Origin of the sequence: uncultured Nostoc sp., from assembly GCF_964247315.1 — a bacterium.
Lineage (GTDB): Bacteria > Cyanobacteriota > Cyanobacteriia > Cyanobacteriales > Nostocaceae > Nostoc.
In genome coordinates this window covers 1-15,380 of record NZ_CAXTTT010000017.1, presented here as the reverse complement: position 1 = coordinate 15,380, position 15,380 = coordinate 1, and the positions used below count along the sequence as shown (strand labels likewise).

Sequence of the window (15,380 nt, the reverse complement as noted above, 5' to 3'; positions counted from 1 at the left end):
AGGCAGAGTAGTAACAACAAGCCTTTTTCATGAGGGCGGCAGGGAATCGGATTTGGATGTTATTATGTTAAAGCGATCGCGTCTTTATCCTTGTGTATTTCTGGTTCTTGATGCTGTGCTTCATATTCACCAAATTGCTGGATTAATTTCGCAACTAAACCTGTCCAGCCAGTTTGATGACTAGCGCCAATTCCGGCTCCATTATCACCATGAAAATACTCATAAAATAAAATCAGATTTTGCCAGTGTGGATCGTTTTGAAACTTTTGCATTCCACCATAAACAGGACGTTTACCAGAGGCATTTTGCAAGAAAATTCTGGTTAACCTTTGAGATAATTCTGATGCAACTTCCCAAAGTGTCATCATTTGACCAGAACCTGTTGGACATTCCACTTTGAAATCGTCTTCTAGATAATAATGAAACTTTTGTAGAGACTCAATTAGGATGAAATTCACCGGAAACCAAACGGGACCGCGCCAGTTAGAATTACTACCAAATAAACCACTACTAGATTCAGCAGGTTCATAATCGACTCGAAATTGCGAACCATTGACATCAAAAATATAGGGATTTTCAGCATGAAATCTCGAAAGTACCCGAATGCCATAATGCCCAAAAAACTCGCTTTCATCTAGCATTTTTTGTAAAATACTTCTGAGCTTATCTGTGGAAGCGATCGCGATCGTGCCGTTGGTTAAAATCAATAATCGGCCCCTTCGGCACAATTCGATTTGGATTAATATAAGTCATACTCATGTAATAGCCGCGCTTAGTATAGTCTAGATTGCAAGTCTCTTTGAACTCAGGACGCTGATATAGGTCTAGTAGATAGTTCCAAAGATTTGGATAGTCGATAATTCGCCGCAAATTGCACTTAAAGTGACCGTAATACACTGAATCGAAGCGATACAGAGTTGTAAACATACAAATATCGGCTTCGGTGAGTTGATTGCTGCATAAATACCGCTGCTCGTTCAGAATGGCTTCCCATCGATCTAAACTCTCGAAGAGTTCTGTTACCGCATCTTCGTAAGCTGCTTGCTCCGTCGCAAAACCAGCGCGATATACACCAGCATTGATTGGCAGATAGATTGCATCGATCGTTTCATCAATCTTATGCTGTAGGTCGCGTGGGTATAAGTCTATTTTTTGTGTTGCCAATTCCCCAAACTCTACATCAAACATCCGCATGATTTCGTGAGATTCGTTATTGACGATCGTTTGAGTTTGCTTATCCCACAACACCGGAACAGTGACTCGTCCCGTGTATTTGGGATCGGCTTTCAAATAAATCTCTTGCAAATATTGAGTGTGATTCACCCAGTCAGGAATAGCTCCTGGTGCTTCAGTAAACATCCATCCCTTGTCGCTCATAATCGGATCGACGATAGAGACTGAGATTACATCATTCAAACCTTTGATTTCTCGCATAATTAAGGTGCGATGCGCCCACGGACATGCCAAGGAAACGTAGAGGTGATAGCGTCCTGCTTCTGCCTTAAACCCACTAGAACCATCGGCGGTTATGCGATCGCAAAACGTTGTTGGCGTTTCATTGAACTTACCATTGGGATCTGATTTATTCCCATCGGTTGTCCATTTGCCTTCGATCATCATTCCTGACGCCATGATTTCCTCCTAACACTAGGGCGTGTCTATCAACTTTTGAGGATTACTTCAGCATTACATCTTTCCTTTTCTGAAGGATATTAATTTCTTAAAAATTCTTGACAAAATCGACTTTGCAGACAGAACACGGTTCGGATAAGCAGGAGATTCCCCATATCAACTCTCCGTTGCCAACCAAGCACGTAAAACCTCTGCCACTGTCCACGCTTGGGCAATGCATCCCCGTGGAGTCATCGGGGCATCACCATCAAAAATTTCGCTGAGACTACCAACACCGTGCGCGTTGAGATGATTAGCCATTGGTTCCAAAAATTGACGAGCCTGCTCAGGATTTTTGTAGACGCGCAGGTGTGCTAAGACAAACGGCCCCAACAACCAACCCCAGACTGTCCCCTGGTGGTAAGCTCCATCACGTTGATACTGATTACCACCGTATTTACCCTGGTATTGGGGATGTTTGGGGGCAAGCGATCGCAACCCATGAGAAGTCAGCAGCGTTCGCCCACAAGCTTCCACCACACTCCTTTGCTGGGCAGGTGTGAGCGGACTTTCTGGTAATGACACAGCAAATATTTGGTTAGGACGCAATAACGCATCATCACCATCAGGACTGTCTAAAACGTCATAGCAATAACCTGTCTCGTCATTCCAGAAGCGAGAAAATCTATACTTTGCCCGGTCTGCCATTGCCTCATACTCTTGATGTGGTTTACCAAGTTGACGGGCAAACTTTGCTATTGTCCGTAAAGCATTATACCAGAGGGCATTAACTTCAATCGGTTTGCCAATTCGGGGCGTAACTACCCAATCGTCAACTTTGGCATCCATCCAGGTCAGTTGTACACCTGCAACGCCTGCATAAAGTAAGCCATCGGCTGCATCGAGGTGGATATTGTAGCGTGTACCGCGACAGTGCCAATTAATGATGTCTGCAAGTATGGGAAAGAGTTCACCAAGCAAATTATCGTCTTCTGTAGCGCTGTAGTAGGCGCGGACTGCTTCAAAGTACCAGAGTGTGGCATCAACTGTATTGTATTCGGGTTGCTCGCCCGCATCAGGAAAGCGATTAGGCAGCATTCCCTGGTTTACATATCTGGCAAAAGTGCGAAGAATTGAACGTGCTACCTCTGGACGACCAGTTGAAATTGTCAAACCAGGTAGACTAATCATGGTGTCGCGTCCCCAGTCGCTAAACCAGTGATAACCTGCGATGATGGTTTTACCGTTGGGGTCTTCTGGCAATGAGCGATCGACAATAAACTGGTCAGCTGCTAATACTAAGTGGTCGATCCAACTAGGTGATTCCTTAGTCTTCAGGGGTCGATTATTTTTCCAAAATCCTGTTAGCTTCTCCTCTTGAGCGCGACGTAACTTTAATGCCGCTTCGCCGTTGAGATTTGGTTGTTTTTCTGTACTGGCTACAAATGCGTAGGCGCAGCCCGTCGTAGACATCGCTTCTCCAGGATTAAGTGTAACTTCAAAAGTGGCAGCATGAAGGTGGTCTTCTTTATCTTTCAATCCCCGATAGCGTTCAACTGCCAAGTCAAAGCCATGATACCAATTGTGGACAACAGATGCACTAGCGCGTGAAATGCTGCGATCGCCTTTAAGCGAATCGCTTAACAGATATAGTGGTACAGCACCCGGATAAGCTGTTACACAAATTCCCTGTTCCATCGGCTCAACAGACATCTGCCAACCATTGCTTTGAGTATCGCTATGATAATCGCGGTAGTTGACCATTGCTTTGAGCGTCAACTTTAGCGGTTGGGTGGCACGACGCAAAGTATATTGGACATAAGTTGTGTTCGCGCCTTGTTGCATCCACACCCGTTTTTCTAATAAGGCATCGGCAACAGCAAAACGCCATACAGGAATTGTACCTTCCAGAGAAAAACGTTCAATATACTGATAACCGTGGGGGCTGACAATCCCATCTGCCCAACGATTGGTGTCTAGAGAATAAGAGCAGGTATCATACAATACAGTTTCATCTAGTTTTGCCAGCAGTAAGGTACGACCCAAAGGTGGTTTCAATGCTGCTACCAATAGTCCGTGATAGCGGCGAGTCAATAAACCAGCCACAGTCCCAGAGGCGTAACCACCAATACCGTTAGTAACTAACCACTCCCGCGATTCTGCAATGTCAAGATTGCCGCAGATTTCCCGCCCAAATTCTATACACATAAGTCACGTCGCTTTGCTCTAAATTCAAAATCAACAATCGCCATAATGCTTTTCTCTCTGCATTTTCCGTGCCTCTGCGACTTTTAGGTGAGTATTGAAACCATAAATTTGCAGAGAACACGGAGAAAAGAGGAATTATTATCCAAAAATTTTACTCACTTTCAAAGGGCTAATCCTAACTTTTGTTAGATTGGAGATTGCTCCTCAGTTATTTGAGATTCATTTACTAGAGGATTGAGGACGACTTCATTAGCAACACTATCAGGCTTGCGGGCACGAATTGCTGGACGCGTAGGCGTAGCCCGTCGTAGACATCGCCTATAACCTGCTCTTTCAGCTTTTTGGTGTTCGTAATCAATTAATCTGCCATAATATTCATGCTTGCTTAAATTCATCGACAAGAAAATATGCTGGCGGATATTACCAAAACCTTTGCGATTAAAAAACTTTAATGCTGAAGTATTGGTGGGGTCAGTATCTACCAGCATAAACCGCGCCCCATCTTCAATCATCCGGGCGACGACTTTATCAACCAACTTGTCTGCAACTCCCCGACGCTGATACTTCGGACTAACTCCCAGCCATAAAATGTATCCATAAGTCCAGGATGCTTTGGTGATGATGGTTCCTAAAATGAATCCTGCTAATTCTCCATCTGTTTCAGCCACAAGACAGTATTCTGGATCGGTGTTGTAAAGTCCAATCACTTCCCATTCGTCCCAGGTGCGGTATAAATAAGGATATAAATCGCTAGTAAATAACCCTTCTCCCAAGTGGTAAATGGGAGCAATGTCATCAATTCCTAATTCGCGTACATAAATTGCTTCAGTTTCATCAAAACTTGACATAAATTTATAAATTGTGATTTATTTACATAGGTATGTTGTTGAATGAAAAAAAAGAGCATTTACCAAATCTAGCTCTTTTAATCAAAATGCTTTCAAATGCTTTAGAGTTAAAAAAAGGACTTTACATTACTTTTTAATCTTCCACAAGACTCTACAGATATAAGGAATCTGTTTTAGCAACAAAATTCTGCGGTTCAAATCAAAGTGAGACTTCTTGAATGCTGTCAAAATTTGGCAATGAGTCTTTTATTGCTTCTTCAGTTACTTGTATGCGATCGCACCGTTTGGCAAACTGACAATAATCACAGTTTTTACTACCCTCCACCACTTGGGGAAACTGCTGGTTATTTTGGTAATTTTCCAACCAATTAGTTAACTGACTCAATAGTTGATTAAGTTTCTTTCCTGTTTGTGCGTGTTGAACAGTATTGTAATTAAATTTAATACTTTGCGGTTTGCCCTCAGATTGGACAAACCAATAAGTCATGGAAATCTTTTCTGGCAAATAGTCGCTAGTTTCTGCCAATACATACAGATAAAGCCGTGTTTGCCAGTTGGATTCTAACTTGCGTTTATTGGGTGGTTTAGGATAAGTTTTCCAGTCGAGAATTTGCGCTTGTTGGTTATCTGCAATCAATAAATCATAGACAACCGTCAGCAGATAGTCCTGAACTTGCAGAGTTCGGTAGTGTTCGCTTTCACGGAAAGTTTGATTATCAGATGCAGTCGTTAAGATTTCTGGGGCTGCATCGGCAAAACCCAGCATCCAACTTTGCAGTTGAGCATCTGCTTCCAGGAAACTATCAATTGGCAAACCCATTTCTCGCTGTTGCATTAGCAAGTGAAAACGACTACCCAAAGTTAGCCGTTCTTCTTGTTCTGGATTTGAGGGGGAATTGAGTTTTTCGAGATAGGTATGTTGAAATTTACGCGGACAAGCTTCTAGTAAGTTAAGTTGTCCTTGAGACAGTCGCAGTAGTTGAGTGGAAGTTGACAGCATTCTTCCATTTTAGAAGTAAATTAGAATCTGCAACTCCCATTTGGCAGACTATTTGTAAAAACAGTTATTTTTTATTGCCTTCACAGATAGTTCTTACGTCTGCTATTTCAACTCGTCTCGATCTTCCTCGTTACGAAGCCTTTAGCTGACCTTCACTCAGCTAAAGGCTATTTATGGTCAGTATGAGTCTTAGTCTTAACCCCAAGACTCATAGATCATGGCGATCGCAAATAGACAAATTAGGAAAATCGCTATCCTCGCAACCCATAACCATAGCAGGGCGGCCGCATCATGTCAACAAAAGGATTGTATTTTCAATAAGCTCCCAAATAGTCGCATTAATTGTTGCTTATTGACACAGGTTGAAGCGATCACTTTGAGCTTGGGAAACTAAACCAAACGATAAATGCTGATTTTTTCGTTGGTTCTTAACCTTGGTTGTGATCAAGAGTAATTTAGATGCGTTTGCCCTGATAACCATAGACTTGTGGATAAAAGCATCCCAACTATCGCATTTGCCCCAAAAGTGTGAGACACAACAAAGGCTATTCCCAGCCCCAGCAGCGCCAGCAGAAAATATTTGAGTCCTATACAAAACCACCTGAAAAACAGATTATCGTTATCTTTTAGACTGGGTTTCATAGTTTTTTTCCTGTTTTGAAAGTTGAATCTAGGTAGCAGTTCGCGCTCCCCTGACCACACTAAAGAAACAGCGAATTTCCACAGCTTTGCTCCCACCAAATCAAGGTACACAACAGTCCTACTCCTGAGTGGAGTGGGAATACCAAAAAAGCTGGTCTTGATATTTGCAGATTATGAAAAATTAAGCTCTTTGATGAATTTCCAGAGCAATCTGGATATCAAAAATTAGGCGCTCAATGCGCGTAATTGCATAGAAGGCATACTACGCACATTGAACCCTCGAAATTCCTACAGGTAATTTGTATACAAATTGCCTTTTTCAGAATTTGCAGTTCCAGCCTTTGCCTTTATCTTTATGCTCACTAAGTTTTTTTAATTCACCCGTAACCTTACTAAGTCACCGTGGTTTCTACTGCTAACCTCACTATAAAGTAACTTGGTTACTTAGCTCAAGGTAAACTGTAGAGAAAATTATTTAAACAGCATAAGATACTACAAATCTCAATACGCTTGGGTTGAACGTAAGCGTTACCCAACAGAGTCTCGATAATGTTGGGTTTCATTCCTCAAACGCCACTTGCTTCAACGGGGGAACCCCCGCAACGCAGTGGTTCCCCAACCTACGTTAGTATAATTTTTGGGCTTAATAAAACTGTATTGCTACAAATCTGGCTGAAGTTTCCAAATGAATCCTCACTTTTGGCAGTAAGGGACTTTCAAATAAAAAAATACTCAACTACCTATTGTGAGGTGAGCGTCTCACTTATCCCTAACTAGCTTAAAGGTAACTTATACGACCTCGCCTTTACGGTATCACAGAGAATTCTGACAATTGAACCTTAAGTACTTGGCTAAAAAGGCTCAATTTGATATTGTTGATCGACATATCAAATTGATATATCAAAATGCTGAAGCTAGCAGTGTTAGGTCTATTACAGCGAGAGCCTTTAAATGGTTATCGGCTCAAACAGCAACTAGAGATGTTTATGAGTTGCAGTATTTGTGTCAACTATGGCGCGATTTATCCTCTTTTGAAGCGCATGGAAGAACAAGGTGAAGCGATCCTATGTGCAGAACAAGGAGAAGAAAATGGACAGTGTGGAAAGGTATATGAGATTACACCCCTCGGTAAAAGCACTTGGTATGAAGAGATGTTGGCATTTCCTCATGAAAGCTGGGTGAATATGCGATCGCGATTCTTTATCAAATTTTTTTTCTTTAGTCATTTATTACCCAAAGAACGAGTGCAGTTAATCGAACATCGATTGATGTTATGTCAGTTACGCCTTGCGGAGAAAAAAGCACTTGAAGTTACTGATGATTTATATCAAGCGAAAGTGCAAAAGCGCGCAGTTGAAGTGATCAAATCAGAAATTGAGTGGCTAGTTGAGCAACTCCAAACAGAACAACTTCAACTGGCTCAAACGCCAACCTCAGTCATGAGTGCTGAGTGCTGAGTGCTGAGTGCTGAGTGCTGAGTAAAACTGCTTTAACACAAAAAACTTTTGAAGTATCCTAACTAACTATGTGGATCGTCAAAATTGCTTTACGTCTTCCGTATACATTCGCGATCGCTGCTTTAATGATTGCGATCCTGGGTGCAGTCACGATATTTAGTACACCAGTTGACATTTTTCCCGCAATTAACATTCCGGTTGTCAGCGTAGTTTGGACTTACACTGGTACCACATCTGAGGAAATGGCACAGCGAATCGTCACCATTAGCGAACGCGCTATGACAACAACCGTTGGTGACATCGAACACATTGAGTCTCAATCTTTAAGTGGTGTTAGTGTCGTCAAGGTTTTTTTCCAACCCAACGCTAACATCGCCTCAGCAGTTGCTCAAATTACCTCTGTCAGCCAAACAATTCTTCGCCCTTTGCCACCTGGGATTACACCGCCATTCATCATTCAATACAACGCTTCTTCGGTGCCGATTATCCAGATGAGTGTCAGTAGCAAAAGCTTACCAGAAGAAGCACTTTTCGACTATGCTACCAACTTCGTCCGCACCCAATTAGCAACAGTGCAAGGAGCGAGTATACCTCTGCCTTATGGTGGTAAACCTCGGCAAATTATGGTTGATATCGATCCCCAAGCGATGTTGGCTAATGGCGTTTCTGCTCAAGACGTGACTAATGCTGTCAGTGCCCAAAACTTGGTTTTGCCCGCAGGCGATATGAAGATAGGCGATCGCGACTTCGCCGTACAAATCAACAATAGTCCAGATGTGGTGGCAGCCCTCAACGATTTGCCGATTAAGCAAGTTAATGGTACTGTCATTTCCATTCATGATGTCGCCCAGGTAAGAGATGGCTTTGGCGTGCAATCAAACATTGTACGTCAGAATGGCAGGCGATCGAGCTTACTTAGTATTTTGAAGAGTGGCAATGCCTCAACGATTGATGTGATCGAGCGGGTTAAAAAAACTTTGCCTCGCATCCAATCCACCTTACCCTCAGAACTGAATTTAGCGTTTTTGTTCGATCAATCTATATTTGTGAAAGCTTCGATTGAAGGTGTTCTCAAAGAAGGATTGATTGCAGCCTGTCTGACTGCGGTGATGATTTTGATTTTCCTGGGAAGTTGGCGCAGCACCGTAATTGTAGCCGTATCGATTCCTCTCTCGATGCTAGTTTCAATTATTGTGATGAGTCGTTTGGGACAAACTTTCAACATCATGACTTTAGGTGGTTTATCCTTAGCTGTTGGTATTCTTGTAGATGATGCCACAGTGGAAATTGAAAATATCCACCGAAATCTCGGACAAGGTAAACCCATCAAGCGAGCAATCTTAGATGGGGCGCAGCAAATCGCCACTCCAGCACTTGTAGCAACATTATGTATTTGTATTGTCTTTGTGCCGGTCGTGTTTCTCAGTGGAGTGGCAAAGTACCTATTTGTCCCCCTAGCGATGGCGGTAGTATTTGGAATGCTTGCTTCCTATCTGCTATCTCGGACTGTAGTCCCGACAATGGCAAGCTATCTTTTACCAGCTGAAGTAGACTGGCATAGAGAAAGCGAAAATCATAATGGTCATAGCGACAACCACCATACTGATTCGCCAGTCCAAAACAATAATGGTCGCGACAACCACCATACTGATTCGCCAGTCCAAAACAATAATGGTCGCGACAATCACCACAGCCATTCTTCACTAGTCGAAATTCATGATAATCGCGACCACCACACCCATTCGCCAGTCCAAAACAATAATGGTCATAGCGATGATCACCACCAAACAGAAGAAGCAGCAACGACAACTGCCAAATCTGTGAAGAAAGATTGGATATGGCGGCTACACGAAAAGTTTAATCGGCAATTTGAGAAACTTCGCAGTTGGTACTATAATCTCCTGACCTCAGCATTAAGTCACCGCCGCATAGTCTTTGTGTTATTTGGTGCTTTTATTGTCAGTGCAGGAGTTTTGTTGCCATTCGTCGGTCAAGACTTTTTCCCTGAAGTCGATGGTGGTCAGTTTAGCCTTCATGTTCGAGCCTTACCTGGTACTCGTTTGGAAGAGACAGAAAGAATTGTCAGCCAAGTCGAAGGCGTTATCCGCCAGACTGTACCGAAAGAGAATCTCTCTTTAATTCTGGATAACATCGGCTTACCCACCAGTGGCATTAACCTTACTTATGGCTACAACGGTGCCACAATTGGATCGGCTGATGCTGATATTCTTGTGTCTTTAAAAGAATCTGGTGCAACTTTTTCTTACGTCAAGGAACTCCGCCAGAAATTGAAAGCGACATTTCCCAGCTACACTTTCTTTTTTGAGCCAGCCGATATTGTGACTCAAATTCTCAATTTCGGTTTGCCTGCTGCTGTTGACGTGCAAATATCTGGCCCTCTGAAAAACTCAAAGGGCAACTTTGAAATTGCCCAACAAATCGCCGCCCAGATGACGCGCATTCCTGGGGCTGTAGATGTACATCTTCAGCAAGTTGTCGATGCTCCCAAATTACGTCTTGATGTAGATCGCACCGAGGCTCAACAACTGGGTATGACCCAGCGTGATGTTGCCAATAGCGTTCTTACTTCCTTAAGTTCAAGCGGTCAAGCTGCAATTAACCAGTGGCTCGATCCCAAAAAAGGCGTGAGTTACACCCTTGCGGTACAAGTTCCTCAGTACAAACTTGACTCTATTGACAGCCTAAAAAATACGCCAGTTGGCAACGGTCAAACAGCACCCCAACTTTTAGGTAATTTAGCTAGTGTAAAACGCGACACAGTGATGCAAGTTGTGAATCACTACAACATTCAGCCAGTTTTCGATATCTACGCTAACGCCTCTGGTCGCGACCTTGGGGGAGTTGCCAATGATGTAAATCGAATCATCGCTGATTATCAGAAAAAATTGCCTAAGGGAAGTCAGATTAATGTTCGCGGGCAAGTGCAAACGATGAACTCTTCGTTTTTGGGACTTGGTTTAGGACTTGTGTTTGCAATTGTGTTGGTTTACTGCTTAATGGTGGTCAACTTCCAATCTTGGCTCGATCCCCTGATTATTATGATGGCGCTGCCAAGTGCTTTAGCTGGTATTGTCTGGATGCTGTTTGTCACCCGCACCACTTTCAGCGTTCCTTCGTTAATGGGTGCAATTATGAGTATCGGTGTAGCGACATCAAACAGTATTTTAATGATCACTTTTGCTAATGAGCAACGTCAGGAAGGGCAAAATGCCTATAAAGCAGCGCAAGCGGCAGGTCACACGCGGTTGCGTCCTGTGTTGATGACTGCCTTAGCCATGCTCATCGGCATGGTGCCAATGTCTCTTGGTCTTGGTGAAGGTGGTGAACAGAATGCACCCTTGGGTCGCGCTGTAATTGGTGGCTTGTCAGCTGCAACAGTTGCTACTCTCATCTTTGTACCTGTGGTATATAGCATGTTACGGCGTCAACAACCTCGTCCTATCGATCAGGATGATGATGATTTAAATTTCTCAGATTCGCAGACAGCATATTCGTTGTCATCATCTCAAGGCAAGTCATAGCATATAAGAGCTACGGTGTACACATAAATCTCTTAAAGTTACTACGTAACGTAGGGTAGATTAATTTTTGCAAGTCGATGCAACAAAGGTGCAAGTCAATGCAACAAAGGTGCAGGTCAATGCAACAAAAGTGCAAGTCGATGCAACTAAGGTGCAAGTCGATGCAACAAAGGTGCAGGTCAATGCAACAAAGGTGCAGGTCAATGCAACAAAGGTGCAAGTCAATGCAACAAAAGTGCAGGTCAAAAACTTGTGTGTACACCGTAGGGGAAAGGGAAAAGGTTAAAGGGAAAGGGTTTTTTCTGAGCCGCTTTCCTCTTACCTCTTACCCCTTATCCTACTTTTGCAAGAAGTCTAATAATGGTAATGACTCTAGCTGCTAAATTTCTGCTTTCTTAGATAATACAAGACAGTTTACCTATGGATTCTCAGCATCGTCCATCTCCTGATTCTGAACAACAAACGACTTCTAAAAAACACAGGCGCGGTATCGGTGCAATTGGTTGGGCTGTAATTGGTGCTGTTTTTTTTGGTGGCTTACTGGCCATAGGCATTCTACCCCGATTAAGCCAAAAGTCAGAATTACAAGCAGCAGTCAAGGAAGCAAGCACCCTACCCTCGATCAACGTGATCACTCCCCGTCGCGCTACTGGTGCTACCAAATTGGAACTACCTGGCAGTGTTGTAGCCCTGAATCAAACGACTATCTATGCTCGCAGTACTGGGTATTTAAAGCGGTGGTACGCAGATATTGGCGATCGCGTCCAAGCCGGTCAGTTGTTAGCAGAAATTGATTCACCAGACATAGATCAGCAAGTTTTGCAAGCGAAGGCAGAGGTAGCACAAGCACAAGCCAATGTATCTCAAACTCGTGCTAGTTTAGCTAAAGGCGTTTCTGATTTGAAGCAAGCCCAGGCTAATCTATTGATCGCACGTCAGAGTTGGCAGCGCTGGAGTGTTCTTGTAAAGCAAGGTGCAGTGCCTCAACAAGATGCAGATACAAGATATGCTACATATCAAGCTAATCTTGCCAACGTTGAGGCAGCAAAAAACACTATTAATTCTGACTCTGCTAACGTCAAAGCAGCACAAGCTAACGCCTACGCCATTCAAGCAAACTTCCAGCGTAATACTGTTTTGCAGTCTTATAAGAAAGTCACTGCTCCTTTTGCAGGAGTGATTACTGCACGTAATGTCAATACAGGTGTTTTAATTTCAGCAGGTAATGGCAACACCAGTAACAGCACCAGCAACACCAACACTAACAATACCAGCCTTTATACTATTGCTGCTTATGACAATCTAAACGTAAATGTGAGTGTTCCCCAGAGTTTATCACAGTCACTTCAAACTGGACAAACAGCACAAATTACAGTTAGAGAGTTACCCCAACGAGTGTTTACGGGTAAAGTAATACGTACTAGCAACGCTATAGACCCAACTACTCGCACTTTGCTGACACAATTAGAAGTGCAGAATTTAGACGCGATGCTGCGACCTGGGATGTATGCCAATGTCAGATTTGCGATTAATCGCACTAATCCTCCTTTTATCGTGCCAGATAGTGCCTTAGTCGTTAATGGCGGAGGTACGCAGGTAGCAACTGTAACCAAAGACCATAAAGTGCATTATCAAAAAGTTGCCGTTGGGCGAGATTATGGTACTGAAGTGGAAATTACATCAGGTCTGACAGGAAATGAATCGCTGATTGCGACTCCTACGGTTGATGAGATAGAGGGTTTGCACGTGCAGCCTGTTGCACAAAGAAAGTAGACTCAATGTATCTAAGTGAGGTACACTAAACTCATCCGCGCGATCGCCCATCCCGTCAGAAAAAGAACGACAAAGCCGAAGAAAACATTCCCACAGCAAATGTTTACCCTGAAATATTCAGGGGATACCAGATTGGCAGTAATGTTATCTCACATAGTGAGATAACATTAGTTTGTAATCTGTCTTTGTGTGAGTATGAGTGTCATTCCCGAAAACGTTCTTTTGGCTTTAGCCGAAAAACGGTGCTTGTCTAACAGCGAGCTCGAAGTGTTTTTATATGCTGTTGAGAGACAATCGCCAAATGCGATCGCTAAAAAATTAGCAATCAGCGCTGAGGCAGTACGCAAAAGATTAAGCGAAGTTTACAAGAAATTTGATGTTACTGGTAGCGGCCCAGGTAAACTCACTAAGTTACAGCAAGTTATAGAATCTGAGTATCAAGCATCTTTGCTGAATATTACCCAAAACCGCCAAGATTGGGGTGAAGCGCCTGGTGTCTGCGTTTTTTATGGACGTGTAGCAGAATTGTCTGGGCTAAGGCAGTGGCTAATCGAGGATAACTGCCAACTAGTGGCAATATTGGGAATGGGCGGAATCGGCAAAACTACTTTATCTGTGAAACTGGCAAAGGAAGTTCAAGAGAATTTTGAGTATTTGATTTGGCGAAGTCTCCGCAATGCGCCACCTGTTGCAGAGATGTTAGCGAACTTGATCGGGTTTTTATCTGATGATAGGGAAACAGATTTGCCAGAAAGCGTAGATGGTAAAGTAACGCTGCTGATTCATTATTTACGAGAGCGTCGTTGTCTGGTGGTATTTGATAATACAGAGACAATTTTACAAGAAGGCGATCGCGCCGGACAATATAGACAAGAATACAAAGATTATGGTCAACTACTTAGACGCGTAGGGGAAGAACCACATCAAAGCTGTTTGGTGCTGACATCTCGCGAAAAACCAAAAGAATTTGCGCCTTTAGAGGGAAAAGCATCACCAGTTAGAACATTATCATTAGTTGGCTTAGGAGAAACAGAAGGACAAGAAATTCTCCAAGATAAAGGGTTATTTGGCTCACAACAGGAATGGGTCAAACTTGTTGAAAAGTATTCAGGCAATCCTTTAGCATTAAAGCTCGTTTCTGAGCCAATTCGAGAGTTATTTGATGGTGATATCGCTGCTTTTCTGGCTGAAGGAGAGATCATTTTTGGTGACACCCGAAATTTACTAGACCAGCAATTTAAGCGGTTGTCAGAGATCGAAAAAGAAATAATTTATTGGCTAGCAATCAAGCGCGAGTTAGTTTCTCTCGACGAATTGCTAAACGATCTTGTGCGTACCTTGTCCAAAAGGGAAGTGATGGAAGCGCTAGAATCTCTACGGAGGCGATCGCTAATTGAACAAAGAACAGCACTTTTCACCCTCCAGTCTGTGGTCATGGAATACATGACTGACCAGCTGATTGAACAGATTTGTCACGAAATTACCACTTGTAATATTAGACTATTTATCAGCCATGCTTTAATGGAAGCTACGGCCAAAGATTATATTAGAAACACTCAGATTACCCTAATTATCAAACCAATTATAGATAGGTTATCAACTATTTTTAGATATGCTAGAAATATTGAACATCATCTATATCAAATTTTATTGTCCCTGCGACAAATTCCCCAAACAGCAGGATATGCAGGTGGAAATCTATTAAATATTCTTTGTCAATTACAAATTGATTTTAGCGGCTATGACTTTTCTAATCTGACTATTTGGCAAGCATATTTACAAGGTGTGAATTTGCATCGAGTGAATTTTGCTAATGCTGATTTAGCTAAGTCTGTTTTTTCGGAAACATTAGTTAGTGTTTCGTCAGTAGCATTTAGCCCTAATGGAAAACTTTTGGCTACGGGTGATGCTGATGGCAAGACTTACTTGTGGCAAGTTGACGATGGAAAGCTACTTTTTACCTGTATTGGACATAGTAGTTGGGTAAAATCAGTTGCCTTTAGTCCCGATGGTCAAACTTTAGCTAGTGGTAGTGACGATCAAACAGTGAAGTTATGGGATGTTCGTGACGGTAAATGCCTGAAAACCTTGCAGGAACATAGCAATTGGGTAAGGTCAGTTGCCTTTAGTCCCGATGGTCAAACTTTAGCTAGTGGCAGTGAAGACCAAACAGTGAAGTTATGGAATGTCCACAGCGGCAAATGTCTGATAACTTTGCAGGGGAATACCAATCGAATTATGTCAGTTGCCTTCAGTCCCGATGGTCAAACTTTAGCTAGCGGTTGTGACGACCAAAGTG

At 42.9% G+C, this 15,380-nt stretch carries 10 protein-coding genes and 1 pseudogene; 5 read left to right on the top strand and 6 right to left on the bottom strand.

The window, feature by feature from the left end:
- Positions 1 to 62: 62 nt before the first annotated feature.
- The 6 genes and pseudogenes from ACFE93_RS07555 to ACFE93_RS07530 form a co-directional block, all read right to left on the bottom strand.
- Positions 63 to 686, bottom strand: a pseudogene (locus ACFE93_RS07555) (glucosidase); the annotation flags it as partial.
- Complete coding sequence (locus tag ACFE93_RS07550) at positions 664 to 1,632, bottom strand: glutathione S-transferase family protein (RefSeq protein WP_375472728.1); 969 nt, start codon at positions 1,630 to 1,632, stop codon at positions 664 to 666. The gene ACFE93_RS07550 and the pseudogene ACFE93_RS07555, both read right to left, overlap by 23 nt.
- 156 nt (positions 1,633 to 1,788) lie before the next feature.
- The gene (locus tag ACFE93_RS07545; protein ID WP_375472727.1) at positions 1,789 to 3,819 is read right to left on the bottom strand and encodes an amylo-alpha-1,6-glucosidase; all 2,031 of its coding nucleotides are present in this window, start codon (positions 3,817 to 3,819) and stop codon (positions 1,789 to 1,791) included.
- Positions 3,820 to 4,004: 185 nt separating this feature from the next.
- Positions 4,005 to 4,667: a GNAT family N-acetyltransferase gene (locus ACFE93_RS07540; RefSeq protein WP_375472726.1), complete on the bottom strand. Its 663-nt coding sequence runs from the start codon at positions 4,665 to 4,667 to the stop codon at positions 4,005 to 4,007.
- Positions 4,668 to 4,866: 199 nt separating this feature from the next.
- Positions 4,867 to 5,667, bottom strand: a complete 801-nt coding sequence (locus ACFE93_RS07535; RefSeq protein WP_375472725.1) for a PD-(D/E)XK nuclease family protein — start codon at positions 5,665 to 5,667, stop codon at positions 4,867 to 4,869.
- Between the two features lie 444 nt (positions 5,668 to 6,111).
- Positions 6,112 to 6,309 carry a hypothetical protein gene (locus ACFE93_RS07530; RefSeq protein WP_375472724.1) on the bottom strand — a complete coding sequence of 66 codons (198 nt, stop codon included), beginning with the start codon at positions 6,307 to 6,309 and terminating at the stop codon, positions 6,112 to 6,114.
- Between the two features lie 905 nt (positions 6,310 to 7,214).
- Between ACFE93_RS07530 and ACFE93_RS07525 the strand changes: the two genes are divergently transcribed.
- The 5 genes from ACFE93_RS07525 to ACFE93_RS07505 all read left to right on the top strand — a co-directional run.
- The gene (locus ACFE93_RS07525; RefSeq protein ID WP_375472723.1) at positions 7,215 to 7,766 is read left to right on the top strand and encodes a PadR family transcriptional regulator; all 552 of its coding nucleotides are present in this window, start codon (positions 7,215 to 7,217) and stop codon (positions 7,764 to 7,766) included.
- 68 nt (positions 7,767 to 7,834) lie between these two features.
- Entirely contained in the window at positions 7,835 to 11,308 is a 3,474-nt protein-coding gene (locus ACFE93_RS07520; RefSeq protein WP_375472722.1) for an efflux RND transporter permease subunit, read from the top strand.
- A gap of 67 nt (positions 11,309 to 11,375) precedes the next feature.
- Positions 11,376 to 11,594, top strand: coding sequence for a hypothetical protein (locus ACFE93_RS07515; RefSeq protein WP_375472721.1), 219 nt, complete (start codon positions 11,376 to 11,378; stop codon positions 11,592 to 11,594).
- Between the two features lie 134 nt (positions 11,595 to 11,728).
- The gene (locus ACFE93_RS07510) at positions 11,729 to 13,081 is read left to right on the top strand and encodes an efflux RND transporter periplasmic adaptor subunit (protein WP_375472720.1); all 1,353 of its coding nucleotides are present in this window, start codon (positions 11,729 to 11,731) and stop codon (positions 13,079 to 13,081) included.
- Between the two features lie 195 nt (positions 13,082 to 13,276).
- Positions 13,277 to 15,380: NB-ARC domain-containing protein (locus tag ACFE93_RS07505; protein ID WP_375472719.1), on the top strand; the 2,104-nt coding region annotated here is incomplete at its 3' end.